Source organism: Streptomyces sp. NPDC091416 (assembly GCF_044756845.1).
GTDB lineage: Bacteria > Actinomycetota > Actinomycetes > Streptomycetales > Streptomycetaceae > Streptomyces.
Window position 1 is genome coordinate 193,104 of record NZ_JBIVTU010000014.1, and the last position, 21,335, is coordinate 214,438.

Annotated in this window: 18 protein-coding genes and 1 pseudogene; 10 read left to right on the top strand and 9 right to left on the bottom strand. The window is 70.4% G+C overall.

The window, feature by feature from the left end:
- Window positions 1-14 precede the first annotated feature (14 nt).
- Window positions 15-215: a DUF397 domain-containing protein gene (locus ACIQMX_RS33720; RefSeq protein WP_402483845.1), complete on the bottom strand. Its 201-nt coding sequence runs from the start codon at window positions 213-215 to the stop codon at window positions 15-17.
- A complete protein-coding gene (locus tag ACIQMX_RS33725; protein ID WP_402483847.1) occupies window positions 212-1,036 on the bottom strand; it encodes a helix-turn-helix domain-containing protein in 825 nt (274 codons plus the stop codon). The genes ACIQMX_RS33720 and ACIQMX_RS33725 overlap by 4 nt, the downstream gene beginning before the upstream one ends.
- Before the next feature lie 139 nt (window positions 1,037-1,175).
- Between ACIQMX_RS33725 and ACIQMX_RS33730 the strand changes: the two genes are divergently transcribed.
- Window positions 1,176-1,484: a hypothetical protein gene (locus tag ACIQMX_RS33730; protein ID WP_326660996.1), complete on the top strand. Its 309-nt coding sequence runs from the start codon at window positions 1,176-1,178 to the stop codon at window positions 1,482-1,484.
- A 129-nt stretch (window positions 1,485-1,613) separates the two neighbouring features.
- On the top strand, window positions 1,614-2,729 hold the full coding sequence (locus tag ACIQMX_RS33735; RefSeq protein WP_402483848.1) for an ADP-ribosylglycohydrolase family protein: 1,116 nt from the start codon (window positions 1,614-1,616) through the stop codon (window positions 2,727-2,729).
- Window positions 2,730-2,809: 80 nt separating this feature from the next.
- Here ACIQMX_RS33735 and ACIQMX_RS33740 read toward each other — a convergent pair whose 3' ends face one another.
- Both ACIQMX_RS33740 and ACIQMX_RS33745 read right to left on the bottom strand, forming a co-directional pair.
- Window positions 2,810-4,390, bottom strand: coding sequence for a sodium:solute symporter family protein (locus ACIQMX_RS33740; protein WP_363069125.1), 1,581 nt, complete (start codon window positions 4,388-4,390; stop codon window positions 2,810-2,812).
- A gap of 388 nt (window positions 4,391-4,778) precedes the next feature.
- Complete coding sequence (locus tag ACIQMX_RS33745) at window positions 4,779-5,561, bottom strand: SDR family oxidoreductase (protein WP_402483850.1); 783 nt, start codon at window positions 5,559-5,561, stop codon at window positions 4,779-4,781.
- Window positions 5,562-5,640: 79 nt separating this feature from the next.
- On the opposite strand from ACIQMX_RS33745, the gene ACIQMX_RS33750 reads away from it, so the two are divergent.
- Window positions 5,641-6,510, top strand: coding sequence for a hypothetical protein (locus ACIQMX_RS33750; RefSeq protein ID WP_363069129.1), 870 nt, complete (start codon window positions 5,641-5,643; stop codon window positions 6,508-6,510).
- Window positions 6,511-6,647: 137 nt separating this feature from the next.
- Here the strand turns inward: ACIQMX_RS33750 and ACIQMX_RS33755 are convergent, their stop codons facing one another.
- The 3 genes from ACIQMX_RS33755 to ACIQMX_RS33765 form a co-directional block, all read right to left on the bottom strand.
- Window positions 6,648-6,854 carry a DUF397 domain-containing protein gene (locus tag ACIQMX_RS33755; protein ID WP_363069131.1) on the bottom strand — a complete coding sequence of 69 codons (207 nt, stop codon included), beginning with the start codon at window positions 6,852-6,854 and terminating at the stop codon, window positions 6,648-6,650.
- A gap of 243 nt (window positions 6,855-7,097) precedes the next feature.
- Entirely contained in the window at window positions 7,098-7,967 is an 870-nt protein-coding gene (locus tag ACIQMX_RS33760) for a helix-turn-helix transcriptional regulator (RefSeq protein WP_363069133.1), read from the bottom strand.
- Window positions 7,968-8,290: 323 nt separating this feature from the next.
- The gene (locus tag ACIQMX_RS33765; protein ID WP_363069135.1) at window positions 8,291-9,016 is read right to left on the bottom strand and encodes a GPP34 family phosphoprotein; all 726 of its coding nucleotides are present in this window, start codon (window positions 9,014-9,016) and stop codon (window positions 8,291-8,293) included.
- A 194-nt stretch (window positions 9,017-9,210) separates the two neighbouring features.
- Here ACIQMX_RS33765 and ACIQMX_RS33770 point away from each other — a divergent pair, with 194 nt between their 5' ends.
- From ACIQMX_RS33770 to ACIQMX_RS33790, 5 genes are all read left to right on the top strand, one after another.
- The gene (locus tag ACIQMX_RS33770) at window positions 9,211-11,865 is read left to right on the top strand and encodes a serine hydrolase (protein ID WP_402483949.1); all 2,655 of its coding nucleotides are present in this window, start codon (window positions 9,211-9,213) and stop codon (window positions 11,863-11,865) included.
- A gap of 558 nt (window positions 11,866-12,423) precedes the next feature.
- Entirely contained in the window at window positions 12,424-14,277 is a 1,854-nt protein-coding gene (locus tag ACIQMX_RS33775; protein ID WP_402483853.1) for an MFS transporter, read from the top strand.
- Window positions 14,278-14,424: 147 nt separating this feature from the next.
- Window positions 14,425-15,270, top strand: a complete 846-nt coding sequence (locus ACIQMX_RS33780) for an adhesin (protein WP_363069139.1) — start codon at window positions 14,425-14,427, stop codon at window positions 15,268-15,270.
- 100 nt (window positions 15,271-15,370) lie between these two features.
- Window positions 15,371-15,595: a hypothetical protein gene (locus ACIQMX_RS33785; RefSeq protein WP_402483855.1), complete on the top strand. Its 225-nt coding sequence runs from the start codon at window positions 15,371-15,373 to the stop codon at window positions 15,593-15,595.
- A 136-nt stretch (window positions 15,596-15,731) separates the two neighbouring features.
- Entirely contained in the window at window positions 15,732-16,550 is an 819-nt protein-coding gene (locus ACIQMX_RS33790) for a sugar nucleotide-binding protein (protein ID WP_363069143.1), read from the top strand.
- Between the two features lie 229 nt (window positions 16,551-16,779).
- On the opposite strand, the gene ACIQMX_RS33795 is transcribed toward ACIQMX_RS33790, so the two are convergent.
- Window positions 16,780-18,873 (bottom strand): restriction endonuclease, encoded by a 2,094-nt coding sequence (locus tag ACIQMX_RS33795; protein ID WP_402483858.1) that lies wholly within the window; start codon window positions 18,871-18,873, stop codon window positions 16,780-16,782.
- A 359-nt stretch (window positions 18,874-19,232) separates the two neighbouring features.
- A complete protein-coding gene (locus ACIQMX_RS33800; RefSeq protein WP_402483860.1) occupies window positions 19,233-20,294 on the bottom strand; it encodes a GDSL-type esterase/lipase family protein in 1,062 nt (353 codons plus the stop codon).
- A gap of 212 nt (window positions 20,295-20,506) precedes the next feature.
- Between ACIQMX_RS33800 and ACIQMX_RS33805 the strand changes: the two are divergent.
- Window positions 20,507-20,773: pseudogene (locus ACIQMX_RS33805) on the top strand (tyrosine-type recombinase/integrase); the annotation flags it as partial.
- A 48-nt stretch (window positions 20,774-20,821) separates the two neighbouring features.
- On the top strand, window positions 20,822-21,067 hold the full coding sequence (locus tag ACIQMX_RS33810) for a hypothetical protein (RefSeq protein ID WP_363069149.1): 246 nt from the start codon (window positions 20,822-20,824) through the stop codon (window positions 21,065-21,067).
- Window positions 21,068-21,335 lie beyond the last annotated feature (268 nt).

Consider the following 21,335-nt stretch of genomic DNA (forward strand, 5'->3'; position numbering starts at 1 on the left):
CGGCGGGCCGGTGGTCAGCGCCCGGCCGCGTACTCCACGAACGCGGACCAGGCGTCCGGCCCGAAGACGAGCGCGGGCCCGGTGGGGGCCTTGCTGTCGCGGACGGGGACGAGGGCGGGGAAGGTGTCCGACACCTCGACGCAGTTGGTGCCGCCGCCGTCGCTGTAGCTGGACTTGCGCCAGTTCGCGGCGGAGAGGTCGAGCGTACGGTTCATGGTCTGTGCTCCTCCAGGACGCCCCTGATAAACGCCATCGAGTCCGACGGGGACAGCGCCCGATCTCGGACCCGATCGTAGGACAGCCGATAGTCGGCGACCTTGTCGGCCTCATCGATCAACTCACCGAATCCGTTGCCCTCCACGTAGGCAACGGAGCTCCCGTCCCTCTCCCACAGCAACCACAGATGACTGCCCATCAGTCCGTGGATCCCCGCAGAGAAGGGGAGGACTTGAAGGACGACGGACGGCAGCTGGGTGACATCGGCCAGGTGTGCCAGCTGGTCCACCCAGACCTTCGGATCGGCAGTCGGGCGGCGGAGGGCGACCTCATCCAGAATCACCCGGACCTGGGGCGCCGGATTGCGGTGCAACAGCTCCTGGCGACTCATGCGTGCGGCGACCTGCTCCTCGATCAGCTCCGCCTTGTCGTCCGTTGTCCGGGACGCCGACAGCACCTCGCGTGCGTACTCCTCCGTTTGGAGCAGGCCCGGAACGGCCAGCTGGTACATCCACATGATGCGGGCCACGTTCTCCAGCCGCATGAACTCCTTGTACCGGTCCTTGAAGACCTCCTTGCGCGCCACCTTCCAGAGCTGCACCAGCAGGCCCCCGGAGTCGTAGAACCGGTCCAGGTCCTCCATCACCGCGAGCTTGGAGAGGCGTTGGCTGACCTCCAGGCGGTAGAGGTAGCTCTTGTCGTAACTGGTCTTCTCGGCGAGCTGGCCCAGCGACAGGCCCGCCTTCTCGCGTAAGTACCGAAGCGCACGGCCGAGCGCGGCGCGGCCCGACTCCTCGTCGGTGGGGGTGAGTTCGCTCATCGGCGGCCCTCCGTTGTCCTGCGCGCGGGCAATCGTGTCTTCCTGTCCGAGCGTACGGCGGGCGCGTCATCATCGGGTCACGATCCGTCACCGTCACCCGTCGGTGGGACGCAGCGCCCGCCGGCCGTCAGGAGCAGTCATGGCCGACCTTCCTCCCCGACTCCTTCCCTGGGCCTCCCCGGAGGGCAAACCGTGCTGGCTCAGCACCGACGATCCCGGGAGCCTGATGTCGCGGCTGGCCGATGACATGGAGGACGAGCAGATCGAGTGCGGCGAGCAGGTGTGGGCCGGGTCGCGGGCTGTGCTGGCCGACCGGGCGGCGGGGGAGCGGGCGGTGCGGTTCGCGCTCACCCGGGCCACGGAATCGCTGGGGGACCTGCTGCGGATCGCGCAGAGCCGGGGGCACCGGATGCAGCGGCAATCTCCGGAGAATGCCGCGCAAAACTGAACCGAACCAGCTACTCCGTACATACCGTTCCGCCCCCGGCGGCCCCGTACCCGTTCGATTACAGTGCTGCGCAGTTACCGCACAGTCGCACACGGGAACGAAGCCGAAGGACCGACGGGAAGGGGCACGGTGAGCTCAGCGACCACAGCTGTCTGGGGCCGTGCCGAACAGCAGGACTTCCGCAGCCGGGTACGCGGCGCACTGCTCGGCGGCGCCATCGGTGACGCGCTCGGCGCGGGCGTCGGCGGGCTCACGCTGGAGGAGATCCGGGAGGCCCACGGGGCCGACGCCGTCACCGACTTCGTCGCCGCGCACGGCGGCCGCGGCCGCGTCACCGCCGCCACCCAGCTCACCCTGTTCACCGTCGACGGGCTGATCCGCGCCCAGGTCCGCCGCGACACCGGCGCCTGGCACCCGCCCACCGATGTGCACCAGGCCCATCTGCGCTGGGCCGCCACCCAGCACGACTGGGGGCCCGACGAGCGGCGCAAGGACAACGGCTGGCTCGCCGCGCAGGAGTGGCTCTACAGCCGCCGCGCCCCCACCCGGGAATGCCTGGGCGGCTTCGGTGACACCCTCATGGGGACCCTCGACCGGCCCAAGAACCCCACCGCGCACGACTCGGCCGCGCTCACCCGCTCCGCCCCGTTCGGGCTGCTCGTCGGCTGGGAGCCGCAGCTCGTGTTCCAGCTGGCCGTCGAGTGCGCCGCCCAGACCCACGGACATCCCACGGCCCTGCTCTCCGCCGGAGCCCTCGCCGTGATCGTGCACGGGCTGGCGCGTGGCGAGACGCTGGACGGCTCCGTGCAGCACGCGCTGGCCCTGCTCGCCGAGCGGCCGGGCCACGAACCCGTCACCGATGCGCTCCAGCAGGCACTCGGCACCGTGCGCCAGGGCATCCCGGGCCCCGCCCTCATCGAGTCGCTGGGTGCCACGGACTCCGCCGAGGAGGTCCTCGCGGTGGCCGTGTACTGCGCCCTGGTCGGCGAGGACATCCGGCACGGGCTGCGGCTGGCCGTGAACCACGGCGGGCCGTCCGCCGCCACCGGTGCCGTGTGCGGGGCGCTGCTCGGCGCGCTGCACGGCGAGACCGCGCTGCCGCCCGCCTGGCTGGCCGAGCTGGAGGGGCGCGCCACGCTTCTGGAGCTCGCCGACGACTTCGCCATGGAGATGACACAGGGGCCCGCCCTGCACAGCCCGGCCACCGCGGCCCCGGGCTGGCTGGCCCGCTACCCGCGCGGCTGAGCCGGCCAACGGGGGCGGGGCGGGGTCACGGAAGCCGCCGCATCCGTGACCCCGCCCCGCACCCCGTACAGCCGCAGGCGTCAGTCCTTCACGCCCTTGACACCCTCCACGGCTGCCACGTCCTCGTGACCGCCCTGGGCCGGCACGGCCGCAGCGGTCGCGGGGCCGTCGCCGTCCGAGTTGATCGCCTCGATGATCGCGTCGCGCTCCGGGGTGTCCTCCGGCTTGATGAAGCCGATGACGACATAGAGCACCAGCGAGATCGCCAGCGGAAGCGCCACCTGGTACTGCAGGGCGACATCCGTCTTCACCGAACCGTCGAAGTTGTAGTTGGTGAAGTAGAACGCCAGCAGGCCCGCCGCCCAGCTGGTCAGCGCCGCCGTCGGTCCGGACTTACGGAACCGGCGCAGCAGACCGAGCATGAACGGGATCGCGATCGGGCCCATCAGGCCGGCGACCCACTTGATGACGACCGAGATGATGTCCTTGAACGTCGGCGAGTTGATCTGGGTCGCCAGTGCCATGGACAGGCCCAGGAAGCCGAGCGTGGAGAGCCGCGCGGCCATCAGGCCGGCCCGGTCGCTCCAGTTGCGGGCCGCCTTGGAGAAGACCGGCGCGATGTCGCGGGTGAAGACCGCGGCGATGGCGTTGGCGTCCGAGGAGCACATGGCCATCGTGTGCGAGAAGAAGCCGACGATCACCAGGCCGAGCAGACCGTGCGGCAGCAGCTGCTCGGTCATCAGCGCGTAGCTGTCCGAGGCGTCCGGCTTCTGCGCGTCCACGAGCAGCGGGGCGCACCACATCGGGAAGAACAGGACCGTCGGCCAGACCAGCCACAGGACGGCGGAGAGCCGTGCCGAGCGGGTCGCGGAGGCGGCGGAGTCCGTGGCCATGTAGCGCTGGGCCTGGTTCCACATGCCGCCGTTGTACTCGAAGGTCTTGATGAACAGGTACGCCAGCAGGAACGTCACGGTGTACGGCCCGGCCGTCGGCTCCGCGTGGCCATCGGGCAGCTTGTCCCAGACCGTCCACAGGGTGCTGATGCCGTCGAGCTTGCTCATCGCGGCGACGAGCATCGCGATACCGGCGAACAGCTGGATGACGAACTGCCCCAGCTCGGTCAGCGCGTCGGCCCACAGGCCGCCGACCGTGCAGTAGACCGCCGTGATGATGCCGGTGATGAAGATACCCTGGGTCAGGGTGATGCCCGTGAAGACGGACAGCAGCGTGGCGATGGCCGCCCACTTGGCGCCGACGTCCACGATCTTCAGCAGCAGTCCGGACCAGGCGAGCGCCTGCTGGGTCTGGATGTTGTAGCGGTTCTTCAGGTATTCGAGCGGCGAGGCGACGTGCAGCCGCGAGCGCAGCCGGTTGAGCCGGGGAGCGAAGAGCTTGGCGCCGATCCCGATGCCGATGGCGATGGGGAGCGACCACGTCACGAAGGACGTGACGCCGTACTGGTACGCGATGCCCGCGTAGCCGGTGAACATCACGGCGCTGTAGCCGGACATGTGGTGCGAGATGCCGGAAAGCCACCACGGCATCTTGCCGCCGGCCGTGAAGAAGTCGCTGACGTTGTCGACACGCTTGTGGGACCAGAGTCCGATCGCGATCATCACGCCGAAGTAGCCGATGAGCACGACCCAGTCGAGACTGTTCATGTGCCCCCTCCTGGGGTCCGCCTTGTGAACGGGAACGCACTTCGTCAGTACGGCCGTTCAGCGGTGGCCCCGTGCGGGAACGGGGACTTCGGGGATTGAACCGCCTGTTCGGTACCTCGGTCAAGGTCTTCATCGGTCAGAGATGTGAACACGGATCAGCAAGCCGAACGATTTTACTTGTTCTTGACCCTCGAAAGCGTTGTCGTGCACGTGACGGCGGCCACACGATGAGCGGGCACTTCGTCAGGCTGTGCAGAGAACCGAGTGAACGTCCAGGAGCGCCGAAGAGCACAGAAAGACCGCACGGGATGCGGGTCCCGTGCGGCCGAGAAGGAGGAGAACTGACCTTGCCGAACTCCCTGCGGGGCGCGCGCGTCGCGCCCGTTCGTCAGCGCATCAGCTCGCCCGCGTTGACCAGCAGGGACTGCCCGGTGATCGCGCGTGCCCGGTCGGAGGCCAGGAAGACCGCGGCCTCCGCCACATCGCCGTCCGTCGCCAGCTCGGGCAGTGCCATGCGCTCCGAGAGCCTCCCCAGCACCTCGGACTCGGGCACCGCCTCGGTGTGCGCGGTGAACTGGACGTAGGCCTGCACCGGCGGACCCCACATCCAGCCCGGCAGCACCGTGTTCACCCGGATCCGGTGCGGCCCGAACTCCCAGGCCATGGAGTACATCGCCGAGGTGAGCGCGCCCTTGGAGGCCGCGTACGCCGCCTGCCGCACCTGGGACGGCGCCGCCACCGCGGACTGCGTACCGATCACGACGACCGAGCCGCCGCGCTCCTTGAGGGCCGGCAGGCAGGCGCGCGTCATCCTCAGGGTGCCGAGCAGATTGACGTCGACGACCGCCTTCCAGGTGTCCAGATCGGCGTCCTCGACCCCGCCGAAGTAGCTGTCCCAGGCGGCGACATGAACCACCGCGTCGATCCGCCCGAACCGCTCGACGGCCAGCGCCGCGAGCGCCTCGCACTGCGCCTCGTCGGTGATGTCGGTGGGCAGGTGCGCGGTGTGCAGCCCTTCGGGATCGATCTCCGCGGCCGACTTGGCGAGATTGGCCGCCGTCCGCGCCCCGAGGACGGCGTTGCCCCCGTCGCGTACGACCGTGGCCGCGATCTGATGCCCGAGCCCGGCGCCCACCCCGGACACGATGACGGTCTTCCCCGCGAGCAACATCGGCGCCTCCCGGCTCTGGAACTTCTTCTGACGGGGCGTCAGAGTAGGTCCCTCCGGCGGAGTACGGAAGGGGAACGGCATGGGTGAGGGAACGAGGTCCGAGGAAGAGCGGGGCGGCGGGACGCGGAGTGACACGTACGCCGAACTGGCCGCGCTGGGGCCGTACGGCGTCCATCCCGGCCACGCGCTGATCACCATGGTGGAACCGCATCCGGGCCATGAGTTCGCGTACAACCGGTGGTACGAGGACGATCACTACTACGCGGGCGCGATGGCGATGCCCTGGATGTTCTCCGGCCGGCGCTGGGTGGCCACCCGGGATCTCCAGGAGCTTCGCTACCCGGACAAGTCCGCGATCGCGCAGCCGGTCGGTGCCGGGTGCTATCTGTCCACGTACTGGGTGACGGACGGGCGCTACGACGACCACATGAAGTGGACCGTCGGCATCAACAAGCGGCTGAACCGCGACGGCCGGGTCTATCAGGACCGCACCCATGTCTTCACGGCGTTCCAGGACCACGAGGCGACGGTCTACCGCGACGGGGCCGCGGGGCCCCGGGACTTCCACGCCCTCGACCATCCCTACAGCGGGCTGGTCCTGGAGGTCATCGACGCCGACGGGCCGGAGCAGCGGGCCGAGTTGCTGGAGTGGCTGCGCGCCCGCCATCTGCCGAAGCGGCTGAGCGGGTCGCCCGCGGCGATGGTGACGGTGTTCCGTCCCACGCCGTTGCCGGGCGACCGGATGACCTATGTGAAGCAGGTCGAGGGCGTCGACACCCGGCTGACCCTGCTCTGGTTCCTCCAGGAGGATCCGCGAGCGTGCTGGGCGGAGCATTTCGCCGGGCTCGACGCGACGGTGGCGGAGTCGGGTCTGGGGCGGGTGGAGCTGGTGGCGCCGTTCATCCCGACCGTGCCGGGAACGGACCGGTACGTCGATCAGCTGCGCTGAACCGGGCGGCGGGTGGTGCCGTGCGGTGGGCGGGCTCCCCGCGCGGGGAGCCCCCTCGGCCAGGACGGCGAACCGGACGAGAGGGCTGCCGGCTGCACCGGAACCGGTGCGGCGATACGGGGTATGAAGAACATCGGTCAGGCGTCGACGGAGCCCTTGGCGACGTCACGCACGAACGTGTTCCAGGCGCCGGGGACGAAGGTGAGCGAAGGGCCTTCGGGGGCCTTCGAGTCACGTACCGCAATCGCCTGCACAAGAGGGGACTTGACTTCGACGCAGGCGCCGTTGCCCCCGGAATACGACGACTTCGTCCAGTTTTCCGTAGCACCCTGACGAATGGCCATGTTCACTCCGGTTCAGAGAGTTGTGTGAGCACCAGCGGACTTCCCGTTGGCGTGATCGACGCTACTCGCCAAGCTGCCCGAGTGAAGGGGCCGTTCACTCGACCGGATGGTATGTACCATGCAAGTCTTCCGCTGCGAGGTGGCGACGGTGTACCGTGCCGTCGCCTCACCCGTAACACCGCTTCATTTCCCTCATACCGGACTTTGCGGGCTGGCTGGTTTACACGCCCGCCCAGCCGGAGTTCACCCCGTGTTCTCGCGGGTGTAGTCCTTCGCGATCCCTTCGATGAAGTGCCGGGTCTGCTCCACGTTCAGCGCCTGCGCCCTCAGGTGCTCGTACATGACGCTGTACCGCTGCACGTCGTTCGCCTTCTCCAGGTAGAGGTCGCTGGTGACGCCCTCGATGTAGACGACGCTGGAATCTGCGGCGTCCGGGAACTCCAGGATGGCGTACTGCCCGTTGATGCCCGGGTGCGCCCCCATGTCGAACGGCAGCACCTGCACGGTCACGTGCGGCAGGTGCGACAGCTCCACCAGCCGCTCCAGCTGCTCGATCATCACCTGCCTGCCGCCGACCAGCCGGCGCAGCGCGGACTCGTCGATGACCGCCCACAGCCGCAGCGGGTGCTCGGGGGCGGTGATCCGGTCCTGGCGGCGCGAACGGACGCTGACGCGCTTGTCGATGTCCGACGGCGGAGCCTCCGGCAACGCGCCGTTGATCAGGGCCTCGGCGTACTGCCTCGTCTGCAACAGGCCCGGAATCACCTGGGGTTCGTACACCCGCAGGGACTCGGCGTCGGTCTCCAGGCCGATGTAGACGCTGTACGGGATGTCACCGAAGGCGTGCCACCAGCCCTGCTGTCTGGAGTCCTTGGCCATCTGCATGAGCGAGTCGACGACGCGGACGTCGTCGACCTCGTACACGCCGCAGAGGTCGCGTACGTCACGCTGGCTGATGGAGCGGCGGCCGTTCTCCAGGCGGCTGATTTTCGACTGCGACACCAGCAGCCGCTCCGCCACCTCCTCGGCCGTCATGCCCTTGATCTCGCGCAGTCGGCGCAATTCCTGACCCAACCGGCGTCGTCTGACGGTGGGATTGACGTTGGACGGCACGGAAACGGCACCTCCGGCTATGTAGCTGTGCGTATCTACTGCTCAGCAGATTGCCACCCGTGGCCCCGGCCGCGCTGGAAAACGGCCACACGCAGCAACGCGGGGCAGCCGGTGGTACCGGCTGCCCCGCGCTTGGTGCGGCTCCCGAACCGGGTCTTCTGGGGACGACGGTGCGGCGGTATGCGGTTGGTGCGGTGGTGCGCTGTGATGCGTGTGATGCGTGTGGTGCGGTGCATGTGATGCATGCGGTGCGGTGCTCGGCGGTGCCCTGTGGTGCAGGTGGCGCCGGGTCGTGCGGGTGCTGCTTCGACGCCCGAGCGGCCCTAATGAGCCACGGTGTGCGCCATGCTGTCGCGGCGTGACTGCGACTGCACTTGCTGTTGCAACGGAACGCCACCGGCCGCCTGGTTGCGGCGCGGTTGTGCGACGGCCCCGTTCTGGACGTCCATGACGGCGTGCGCCACGAGACCGCCCATGGGGTCGTGTCTGATCAGGTCCCGGAGCCGGGAGCGCGAGGAGCGCCCCTCGTTCCCGGGGTACAGGTGCTTGCCGAGTCCGACCGCGTGGGCCAGTGCGGCGAGCGCCGCGGTCCGCGGGTCCGGCGGTACGCCGGTGCGGATCGCACTGTCCAGCCTGGCTCTGATGTCCCGGCTGATTGCCGTGTCCGTCGCCTGGTAGCGAGTTGTCGGCAGCACTCCGCACATCTGGCCCGCCACGGCATGCACCATGCCGCACCGCTCCAGATGAGCGAGATAAATCTGGCGAAGCCCCAGCCGGGGTCCGCCGATCCAGTGGACGGCCCGGACCGGGCTGCCGCGTCTGCGCAGCAGTTCCAGTGCGGAGTCCAGAGTCGGATCTCCTGTCGGCCGTGGCATCACCACGGCGATACGATCCCCATCAGGGGCTATCCGTCCTGCCAGAGCCAGCTCCACTAGCTGTGCCCCGGCCAGGCCGAGGTCGAGCGACTGCGGCTGCGCTGTGGTACCCGTGGTCGGGTCCAGAGCGAGCAGCAGAAGCTCCTCCGGAATTGTTCTGCGGCTCCTGCCCATCCATGCCTCCCCGCGTGGATGAGTGACAGGGTGACCCCTCTCACATCTGTCTGTCGAGAGCGCCTGGGTGCTTTGTGCGGGAACCAGTAGGTATGTCGTTCTCGTCTAGCAGTCCGGCCGAGGGTTCACACGGGACACTGGTAGATGGTTCGGACAGCGCGGGGATGTCCCCGCGCCGCATGGAGGAGGCATCGGTGGCGGGCGAGTCCCCCGACAAGTCGGAGCAGCAGAAGTCGTCGGGAGCGACTCGGAGCGAGGCCGATCCGCGTCTTTCCGTGTTCCGTGAACCCGCCTCTCCGGCGGAGTCCGGAGGCGGTACGGACACGGCGACAGCCGTTTTCCGCACGCAGCGGTCGTCCGAGCCGGAGGAGCCGGAGAGCGCCGAGGGCGCCGAGGGCACTGAGGGCACTGAGGGCTCCGAGAGTGCCGAGGATGCCGAGGGCGGTGTCGCCGCCGGTGGTGATGGCGGCGCCGATGAGTCCGTTGACGCGGCCGTTGACGATGCCGCTCCGGGCGACCCCGCTCCGGGCGATGCCGCTTCGGGTGACTCCTCTTCGGACGATCCCGGGGATTCGGATGTGGCGACTCCTCAGGAGCCCGAGGCCGTCGACGGTGCCGAAGGGGCCACGGAGACCGTAGAAGGCGCTGAGAGCCCGGCGGAGGCCCCCGAGGCCGGTACGGAGCCCGCAGAGGCGCGGGCGGAGTCCGAGGAGCCTGTGGAGCCCGCGGAGTCTTCGGAGCCCGCGCGGTCTGTGGAGCCTTCGGAGCCCTTGCGGTCTGTGGAGCCTGCGGAGTCTGCGGCGGACGAGCCCGCCAAGTCCGCGGACCCCGCGGAGGACGAGTCCGGCGAAGCGTCGGCCGAAGCCGCCGACCCCGCGGAGGGCGATGCGCGGCTGCGTGCCGCCGTTGCCGCGTGGGTGTCCAAGGGCGAGGACGCGGAGGCCGCGGAGGACGGGGGCGCGAAGAGTGAGGCGCCCGCCACCGATGCCGAGGCGGCTACGGAGCCTGAGGAGCCCGCCGCGTCCGACGGTGAGGAAGCGGCGCCCGAAGACGAGGGGACGCCGACCGACTCCGACGCCGACTCCGACTCGGACTCGGACTCGGCGTCCGACTCCGACTCGGACTCCGACTCCGACTCGGATTCCGACGACGCCTCCGACGCAGCTGCCGACACCGCCTCCGACGTGCGCGTTCCCCGGACCCGCGAGGGGGCCGGCGACGAGGCGCAGCCCGCTGCGGACACGCGTGGAATCGATCAGGCGACGGCTGTCTTCAAGGCGCCGAGGCTGCCCCGCGTCGACCAGCCGACGACCGCGCTGAAGATCACCCCGCCGCCGGCGGAGTCGAAGTCCCAGCCGAAGGCCGAGCCGAAGGCCGGGACCGGGTCCCGGCCGGAGGCCCCTGCCGAGCGGACCAGCAAGTTCGTGAAGCTGCGTGCGGACGACGTACGGCCGGCGCCCGCGCCCCGCGCCCCGGAGGCGCCCTCGCCTCCCGGCGCCGGTCAGCAGCCGCCCGCCGCGTCGCTCAGCGGTGCCGAGCGGACCCGGCAGCAGCCGATGCCGCCCCGGCCGCCGCTCGACCTGCTGGCGGAGCTGACGAACACCCCGCCGCCGCCGGAGACCCCGGTCCGCACCGCTGTGCGCCGGGTCAAGATCTGGACCCCGCTGCTCATCCTGCTGTTGATCGTCTTTGCAGTCGTGCAGATGGTGCGGCCGCTGCCGGCACCGGCGCTGACGATGACGGCGGAGTCGGCCTACACCTTCAAGGGCGGCGACCTGAAGCTCCCCTGGCCCGAGCAGGGGCAGTCGGCGGTCACCGTGGACGGTGTCGGCTCGCTCGGTTCGGCGGGGGCGCAGAAGCCGGCGCCCATCGCCAGTGTCGCCAAGATCATGACGGCGTACGTGGTGCTCAAGGAGCACCCGCTCACCGGCAAGGAGCAGGGCGAGAAGATCACCGTCGACCAGCAGGCGGAGGACGAGTCCAAGCTGGGCGACGAGTCCACCGCGCCGATCAGCCAGGGCCAGCAGTTCACCGAGAAGCAGCTGCTGCAGCTCCTGATGATCCCGTCGGGGAACAACGCCGCGCGTCTCTTCGCCCGCTGGGACTCGTCCGAGACGGAGTTCATCGCGAAGATGAACGCCGCGGCCAAGGAACTCGGCATGACCGGCACCACGTACACGGACCCGAGCGGGCTGAAGAAGACGACGGTGTCCACCGCCGCCGACCAGCTCAAGCTGGCCAGGGCCGTGATGCAGAACGATGTGTTCCGGGAGATCGTCGACACTCCGCAGATCAACATCGACGGGGTCGACGGAACGATCTACAACAACAACACGATCCTGCTGGAGCCGGGTGTGAGCGGCATCAAGACCGGCTCCTCCACTCCGGCCGGCGGCAACCTGGTCTGGTCCGCCAACACGGTCGTGGACGGCAAGAAGCTCTGGATCTACGGCGCGGTCATGGGACAGCAGGCGGGTACCGGCCAGCCGTACGACAGCCTCGTGATGTCGATCAACAAGAGCCTTGAGCTGATCAGGGACGCGCAGAAGGCCGTGACGTCCGCCACGGTCGTGAAGAAGGGCGACGTCGTCGGGTACGTCGACGACGGGTTCGGCGGCCACACCCCGCTGGTCGCGACCGCCGACCTCAAGGCGAAGGGCTGGTCCGGGCTCAAGATCGAGCTGTCCGTGAAGGGCAACGCCGAAGAGATCTCGCGCAGCATGAAGGCGGGCACGAAGGTCGGCGTGGTGACCGTGGGATCGGGACCCGGGAAGGTCAGCACCCCGGTCGCGCTTCAGGAGGACCTGAAGGACCCGAGCTTCGGTCAGAAGCTGACCCGGATCGGCTGACGCCCCGCGCCACCGGCCCGGAGCCGGTGGCGCCCGGACCCGGCCCGGTCCTGGTCCCGGCCCGGGACCGGGCCGGGTCTCGGGCCTGCGGGACGCGGAACCCCGGCCCGGAAAGGGCCGGGAAAGCCGGAAGCGGCCGGTTGAGACCGCAGAAGCCTGGAGAAAGCTCCCGGAGGCCCGGCGGAAGCCCGGCGGACGGCCCGGCGGACGGCCCCGGAAGTCCGGCGGAGGCCCGGCGGAAGCCCAGCGGAAGCCCGGCGGACGGCCCGGCGGACGGCCCCGGAAGTCCGGCAGAAGGCTCCGAAGGACTGACGAGAGGCCGCGGACGGCTCGGCGCAGGGCCCGGGAACGTCACGGAACGGCGCGGCGGGACGGACGGACGTGAGGTGCGAGGCACCTCACGGGCCTTACCGGGCACTTTCCGGGCGGTGGCGTGAATGTGCGTGTTAGCGTCCCGTGGGCAACGCGTGGACCCTGGAACGCGTCTTCCCGCCCATGAGACCCGAGCAGGCAAGCCGGCGGTTCCAACGCGTCCGGGGAGGGACGGGGAGAGTCGCAGTGACCACTGCCGAGCCGACACGGGCGAGCAGCACGGCTTCCGCAGGATCCGCGAGCAGCGCGGGCGGGACACAAGGGCCGGACGGACCGGACGGACCCGGTGGACCGGGCGGAACCGGTGGGTTCACCGGGAGGTTCGGCGGCTTGAAGGAGCGGTGCCTGAGGCATCCGGTCCTGCTGACGACGGCGGTCGCGGCCGTCGCCCACATCCTCTGGTTCCTCTTCTTCGCCAACAGCGGCGGCGACATCGCGGCCCAGGACGCCTGGGCCGAGTTCGTCGGCCGCCATCCCGGGACGGCGTACAACCTGGCCTGGTACGGGGGCATGCACCCCGTCTCGTACAGCGTCGTCTCGCCGTATCTGATGTCGCTGGTCGGCGTACGCACGACGATGATGATCGCCGGGACGGTCTCGGCGGGTCTGACCTCGCTGATCCTGTACCGGGTGAAGGCCGTGCGCAATCCGCTGGCCTGCTCGATGGCGGGTGTCTTCGCGTATCTGTGCAACGCGCTGTCGGGCCGGGTGACGTTCGGGCTCGGCATGATGTTCGCCATCGGCGCGACGGCGGCGGTGTTCTGCTGGCCGCACCGCTGGCGGTACAAGCGCTGGGCGAAGGCGGCCGTCGCCGCTCCGCTCGCCGCCCTCGCGACGGCGGGCAGCCCCGTGGCCGGGCTCTTCCTCGGCGTGATCGCGGCCGCGCTCTTCCTGCACAAGCGGCGCCCCGGCGCGTACGCGCTGGGACTGGCGCCGATCGTGGTGGTGGCGCTGTCCGCGTGGCTCTTCCCGTTCTCCGGTACGCAGCCGATGTCGGTCGCGACGCTGTCGGGGCCGTTCATCTTCGCCTGCCTCGTCTTCTTCCTGGTGCCGGGCGACTGGCGGACGGTCCGCACCGCGGCCGCCGTGTACGGCATCGGGACGCTGCTGACGTATGTGATCGACTCGCAGATCGGCTCGAACGTCTCGCGGATGGCCATGCTGTTCGCCGGTGTGGTGCTGCTGGCCGCGCTGCCGTACACCGTGCCCCGCTCCCGTAAGTGGTACGCACTGGTCCTCGCGTTCGTCGGACTGAACTTCTGGATCGGGTTCAAGGGCGTCGACGACATCGTCCGGACCGCGCCCACCGCGTCCTGGACGCGGGCGCTGGCGCCGCTGGTCGACCAGCTCCAGAAGGTCGGTGCCGACCGGGGCCGGGTCGAGGTGGTTCCCCCGAGCAGCCACCGGGAGTCGGCCGCGATGCTGCAGCACGTCAACCTGGCCCGCGGCTGGAACCGGCAGGCCGACATGGAGCGCAACCCGCTCTTCTACGACGACACCCTGAACCCCGTGAACTACCGCCAGTGGCTCGACCGCTGGGCCGTCCACTACGTGGTGCTGCCGACGGGCGACCCGGACTCCAGCGGCGCCGTCCAGGAGACGGAACTGGTCGACAAGGGGCTGCCGTACCTCAAGGCGATCTGGTCCGACGAGAACTGGCGGCTCTTCGCGGTCGACGGCCCCGTGCCGATGGCCGATCCGCCGGCGACGGTGGACAAGGCCGAGGCCGGGGAGCTGACCATCCACGTGAAGGAGGCGGGCCGGGTCCTGATCCGTATCCCGTACTCGCCCTGGCTCGCCGTCGTGGACGAGAAGGGCAAGAGCCTGGAGCGGCCGCAGGAGACCGAGGCGTCCAAGCAGCGTGCGGACAAGGACAGCCCGAAGTCCTTCGCCAACACGAACGGCTGCCTGATCAAGATGGACGAGGACGAGTACGGCGACGAGTGGACGGAACTGCTCGCCCCGCGCCCGGGCGTGTACCGGCTCGGTGCTCCCTATCAGCTGCCGCCCGGGACTCCGTGCCCGGACGAACTGCGCTGACGCCCGCCGCCGGCCCCCGCGCAGCGGTGCGGGGGCCGTCCCGGCCAATTCCGTACGATCCCTCCCTGCGGCGACGCGGCCCTGGCAGGGTGTGCTGCCATGAGGTGCCAACAGTGCGGCGGTCAACGACGTGGTGCGCTGCCCGGTATGAGCTGTCCCGACTGCGACTCGGTGACGCGTGCGGCCGGCGGTGACGGTGCGTGGATCGTCCGGGAGACGCTCGCGGGCCGGATGTCCACCCTGCCGGCGAGCCGTAAGGCCTGGCTGGCGGCGGGGGTGGTGGTCCTGACGGGCGCGCTGGTGACGGCGGTGTCGTTCCTCGCGTCGGCGGGCGGCGAGACCCGGACCGGAGCGGTCGGCCGCCCGGGCCCCGGCGCCGGCGACCGGGCGGGCGGCGCCCCCACCCGCATCAGCCCCTCGGCCCCCGCCTCCTCCGCCCCCTCCTCCCCGGCCTCGCCTCCCGCCGCGTCGGCCCGGCCCGGGTACCGCTACACGGCGTGGGCGGGCCCCGGCTGTTCGACGGGGGAGTACCGCGAGTACGGGCGCTTCGAGAACGGGGACGCGGGCTGGTACACGGTCGGCTCCGGCGGCTTCCGGGGCGGCTCGTGCGACGGCCGGTTCAGCGCCGTCCCGATGTCGGGCAGCCCGGACGAGGACCGCGGCTCCAGCGCCACCTGGTCCTGGCACCTCGGGTCCGGGTTCCGGGAGTGCGCCCTGACCGTCTTCGTCCCGCGCTCGGCCCGGGACCAGGACGTCGCCGGAAACCCCACCGTGTACCGGGTGCTCTCCGACCCGTTCGACGCCGACTCGGCGTACACGGGCTTCGCCGTACGCCAGACCGCGCACCGGGGCAGCGCGGTCGACGTGAACAGCTACCCGGTCAAGGGCGACACCTTCGCGGTCCAGCTGATCGACCGGGGCCGGGACTGGGGCAGCACGCAGTTGGTGGGCGCACACCACGCGGCGGCCCAGCTGAGGGCCTCCTGCCGCTGAGGCGGCCGGCCGCCTCAGCGGCAGGGCGAGCACTCCGGTGGATACTTCCCGGAGCGGAACACACGAGCAGGTACGGCTACGAGAGAAGGAAGACCCGCTTATGCCGGCACCCTCCGGATTCAGCTACGAATCCCACGCCGACGGCACCGTCGTCATCACCCACCGAGACCGCAGGGCCACGACACTGCGCGGCGACCGGGCCGCCAAGTTCGTGGCCGAGGCGGAGTCCGGCGACGCCCAGGCGGTGATGGCCCGCTGGACGGGCGCCTACAAGTTCGGAAACGAGCGGATGGCCCGTAACCACCCCCGGAACAAGGGCCGTTGACCGGCCCGAAGTCCGGCGGCGACCGGCTCCGGCGGTGGCACGCGAACCGTCCGGCGGGGTCGGAGCGGCGGACGAAGCAGGGTGCTTCCGCAGTGACACCGGCCGATCTGGCAGGGCCGTTCCGGAATGAGGCGTGGTGACCGTTCTGATCGTCGGTGGTTCCGGGTTCCTGGGCACCGAACTGCTCCGGCAAGCGGCGCTGACCGGGCAACCGACGGCCGCGACCTACGTGACCGGGCCCGGGAGTTCACGGGAGACCGCCTGGCACGCCCTCGACCTGCGGGATCCCGAACGTGTGGAAGCGGTCGTGGACCGGGTCGGCCCTCGCGTCATCGTCAACGCGTCGAGCGGCGGAGCGGACTGGGCGGCCACTGCCGAGGGACCCGTCCGTCTGGCGATGGCGGCGGCGAAGCGCGGGAGCCGTCTGGTCCATGTCTCCAGCGACGCGGTGTTCTCCGGTGCACGCGTCCACTACCAGGAGTCCTGCCTGCCCGATCCCGTCACCCCGTACGGGGCTGCGAAGGCGGCGGCGGAGACGGGAGTCCTCCTCGTGCATCCGGACGCCGTGGTCGCCCGGACCTCGCTGATCATCGGCGACGGCGGGTCCGCGCACGAACGTGTGGTGCACGAACTCGCCGCGGGGGCCCGCGCCGGCGCCCTGTTCACGGACGACATCCGGTGCCCGGTGCATGTGGCCGACCTGGCTGCGGCCCTCATGGAACTCGCGACGGGAGACGCGAGCGGCATCCGTCATCTCGGCGGCGGCGACGCGCTGAGCCGTCATGATCTCGGCATCCTCATCGCCGGACGCGACGGCCTCGACGCCACCCGACTGCCCACGGGCCTGAGGGCTCACAGCGGGCTCCCCGGGGCCCTCGACGTACGCCTCGACAGCCGGGCGACCCAGCGCACGCTGCGCACCACATTGCGCGGAGCCCGCCAGTTCCTCGCCTGAGGCCGTTCGCCGGACCGGGACGGGCTCGTCCCGGTCCGGCGGAACACAGGCGTCTCGGGACGAGCCCGTCCCGATCCGGATCCGACGAAACGTGGGATCCGACGAAACGTGGGATCCGACGAAACGTGGGATCCGATGAAACGTGGGCAGCCCGAACGCCGGAACCGCGTGGCGGGCGGGCTGCGTGCCGGGCGGGCCGCGTGGCGGGCGGGCCGCGTGGCGGGCGGGCCTACTCCACGTCGATGCCGTACTCCCGGATCAGTTCCTCCAGACCGCCCCGGTAGCCCTTGCCCCCGGTGACGAACTCCCAGTCGCCGTTCGCGCGCCGCCGGAAGGACCCCAGGACGAGCGCCGTCTCGCCGGCGCGGCCGTCGGAGACGTCCAGCCGGTCGATGGGGCTCCACCCGGAGTCGAGCAGCCGGATACCGGCGTCGGCGAACCCGGACAGATCGGCGGTGGGATTGGCGACGGGATCGACGGCGGCGATGACGACGAGCCGGTCGGCGCGCGTCGGCAGGGCGTCGAAGGAGACCTGGATGGCAGCTCTGTCCGGCGCGACGGGCGTGAGCGACCGGACCGTACCGTCGGGCGTCCGCGGGTTGTTGAAGAAGACGAAATGGTCGTCGTCCAGCACCCGGTTGCCCTGGCAGACGAGCGCACAGACGTCCAGGGCGGCACTGCCCGACCAGTACATGCCCAGCACGTTGTGGTCGTCCGCGCCCGTGTCGGACTCCTCGTCCGGCGCGGTCCGCTGGGCGGGAACCGGGCGTTCGCCGGTGCCGAGGCGCCCGCGCAGTCCGTGGCGGTGCAGCAGGTCGACCAGTTCCGAACCTGCCACCAGCTCCAGGGGCTTGCCGTTGGCGAAGGTGTGCGAGCCCGGTCCGAACCCGGACGTCGTGACGAGGACACCCTTGTTGGCGCCGGCGTCCTGGACGGTGCCGTACAGATCCCGGACCGCCGTCGGAGGCACGGTGTTGCGGTACCGCTTGACCTGTACGACGATCTTGCCGCCGCGAATCGGGGCCGGGTCCAGAGCGTCGACGTCCACGCCCCCGTCGTTCGAGCGCTGCGTGGTCACGGCCTGCATGCCCATGGCCCGGAAGAGGTCGGCGACCAGGGCCTCGAAGGCGAGGGGGTCCATCTCGTACAGATCCGGGTCCTCGTCGCCGCCATGGGTGACGACACCGTTGCCGACGTCCTCGGGAACCCGCGCGGGCCGTACGGCCACGTACTGGTCGGGGCGCGAGGAGAGCTGCCCCCGGAGCCCGTCCACCAGGCAGTTGACGGCGTTCACCTGTTCCAGATGGAGCGCGGCGAAAGCGGAACGCGGGGCCATGACCGTGCCGAGGAACATGGGCGCGCGCCGGCCGGTCACCGGGTCGTGATCATCCACGAACCCGTTCAGCGCGACCGATTCCAGCGCACCGAACTCATCCGCCGCGAACAGATCGCGCAGAACCAGCAGAAGACACTGAGCGAGCACGTCCCGGTACAGGGCGCGGCGCTGGGTCACCGGCCGGGGCGACTCCTTCTCCTGATCGGCATTGATCATGTACCGCACCGACTTCGCCTCGGGAACGACGTCGTACCGCGGCAGTTCCCAGTTCAGCACCAACTGGCGGGCGCCGGAGTCGTAGGCCGCCGACACCTGTCGGGGCAACCCCTCCGGCCAGCTCGTCGACGCGTAGAGGGCGGCGGAGAAGTACTCCACCGCGGCCTCGGGATCGCCGTTGCGCAGCCCGGCCGCCATCTCCGCGATGCCCGCGTTGTGCCGGCGGATCTCGCCCAGCTGGTTGTCGGCCCACTGCTGGTACTGGAGCCGGTACGTGGCCAACTGGTGCTGCCGCTGCGCCTCCGCGGCCTGAGCGGCATGCCAGTCGCGCTCGAACCCCGCCCGGGCCTCCGTCTGCGCCTGAGCCCGCCGGGCGGCGGTCCAGCCACCGCCCTGCGGCTGGTACCGGGGATCGTTCTGGTCCGGCATCCGGACGGGCTGCGCAAGCTGCCCCGGCGCGAAGGGCTCGACCTGCTCCGCCCGGCTCAGCGCCGATGCCCTGAACGCGGGCGCGCGGCACCCCGCCGCCAACAGCTGTTGAAGTCCCTCGACTTGAGCATCCAGCTCCGCCGTACGCCGCCGGGCCTCGGCCTCGCGCTGCTCCCGGTAGACCGCCTTCTGCTCGCGATGGCTGCGCGCGAGCTCACGCTCGTAGGCGCGTTGCCGCCTCTCCTGATCCCGTACGTATCTGGCTTGCGCCTCATGCTGACGCTGCTGTTGGCGCTGCGCTTCCGCCCAGACGCCGACCAACCCATTGGAGCGACGGCTCATGCTCTACAGGCCCTCCCCACCGGCTCCCCGGCATTCGCCCGCCGGGAACCGGCCCCGTAACCATCAGTGATGAGCCGACTTTAGTGCGCAACCTCCGTTGCGCCCATGCACTTGCCGCAGATGGCAGCCACTTCGCGGTTCGGGGCGGCGGACGTGGGCCGGGGGAGGGGCGTGCCACGCGCTGCACGGGAGGGCTTGGGGACCCTGTCCCTCCGCACATGTGCTGCCCTGCGCGCCAGGGGTGCTCCTGCGCGCCAGGGGGGGTGCTCCTGCCGCCCTGTCGAGCGGCAGGAGCACATGACGTGCGGCCGTAACCGGAGCGCCGACCGCAACCTTCAGGAGATCAGCAGCTCAGCAGATCAGGACGCCGCACACGAGGTCGTCGGCGAGGGTGCGCCCGCCGCGTCCGACGTACTCGCGAGGAAGCCGAACGTGGTGCTCGCCCCCGCCGCCAGCGTGCCGTTCCACCCGGCGTCGCGCACGGTCGTCCCGGTCAGCGCGCCGTTCCAGACCTGGGTGAGCCGGCTGCCCGCCGGAAGTGCGAGGGTCACCGTCCAGGAGGAAGTCGGCGCCGTGGACGAGGTGTTGGTGACCGTCACCTCGCCCTGGTACCCGCCCTGCCACGCCGACACCGCCCGGAAGGCCGCCGAACACCCCGCGTTCCCGGGCTCACCGGGCTCCTCGGGGTCTCCCGGGGTGAGCAGGGCCGACAGTGCCGGGAACCAGCGGGCCGCCATCTTGGCGTCGCCGACGGCGTTGGGGTGCACGCCGTCGTAGGTGTCCGTGGCCGTGTCGAAGCCCGTCCACTGGTCGACGACGGTGACCGGCGACTGCGCGGTGGTGATGCCTTGGGCCCAGGCCGGAATCCGCTCGTTGAAGGCGGCCGTACGGGCGGCGCACTCGGCGCAACTGCTCGGGTTGACCGGGATGATCTGGGCGACCAGCACCTTCATCGCCGGGTTGTCGGCCCGCATCTGGCCGACCAGCTTGGTGTACGCGGCGAGAATGGTGTCGGGCGCGATGCTGCTCCACACGTCGTTGGTTCCGAAGTGCATCACCACGATGTCCGGCGCGGTCGCCGCCAGCCATCCGGGCAGCAGGTTCTGGTCGGCGGTCGTGGTGGCCAGGTAACCGCCGTGGCCTTCGTTGTCGGCGTCGTGCGTGAGGGCGCAGCTCTGGGCGTTCAGTGTGCCGACGAAGTCGATGTCGGTGTAACCGGCTTTCTGGAGCTGGTCCCAGAGCATGGAGCGCCAGCAGCCCGGAGAGCCGGTGATGGAGTCGCCGAGCGGCATGATCCGTACCGGGTCCGCGGCAGTGGCCGCGGCGGCGGTGGACGGTGCGCCGGCCAGGCCCGAGCCGGCGGCTAAGACGAACAGGGCGGCCAGGAGTGCGGCGAGGAGGGGGTGACGTCTGCTGCGCACGGGGTGTCCTTCCCGAGGGGGCCGGAGGCGGGAGTGCGGGTACGTACGCAGCGTGGGAGCGCTCCCACGCTACGTACCGCCCATCAACCCACGATTGGCGCTGACACGTCAATAAGGGGGTGGGTTCGGGCTCGGGGTCTCGGTCGCGGCGGAGCCACAGCCGGGGCCGAGCCGGATTCACAGCCGGGGCGTCCGCAGGGGCGTGCCGCGCGGGCGTCGAGCCCCGGAGCGTCTACCGCTCGTTCACGCGGGTTGCTGCCGGTGCCGGTCTGCGGGTGGTCCGGCTGCACGATGCCCGCCACGGCTGCGCCACGCTGCTGACGGCGGCCGGCGTCGCACCGAGGGTCATCATGGAGATCCTCGGCCACAGCCGGATCAGCATCACGATGGACGTGTACACCCACGTCGTCCACGACACCCAGCGGGAGGCGATCAGCCACATGGACCGGCTGCTCAAGCGCCGTCTGCCGACCGCCTGAGAGACTGTCGGTCGAATCGCGGCGAGCCCTGGGGTGGGAATGTTCGGGATGATCGTAGTGGGTGCCCTGTTGTTGGTGATGGCACTGGCCGTCGCGTGGGCCGTCCTCGGAGTACATGCGCTGCTGCTCGGCCGGATGCCTGGGCACTGGCTCCCCCGGCTCGTACGGCAGCCAAGAGTGTGGGGAGCGGGGGCCCTGCTCATGGTGATGAGCTGGTACCAAGGATCGCCGTCGCTGCTGGTGATCGGCATTGGTCTTGTCGCATTGGGGCACGTGATGAAGCCCGCGAGGTGACGCGGCCTGCTCGACACTGGGACGCGACTGCCGTCAAATGATGCCGTCAAAAAGGCCCGGACCATGATCGGTCCGGGCCTTTTCCCTGGTGCCCCCGGCAGGATTCGAACCTGCGACACCCGCTTTAGGAGTGGGATCGAAGTCCTGCCGGGGGGTGCCTGAGTCTGCCGCGTGGTGCTGTCCTGCCTGGTCAGAGCCACGCGGATTCGTAGTCGGTCCGGCTCGTGACGCCTTGTGCTGGACCGTCCGCTCACGCATCGCTCACGCA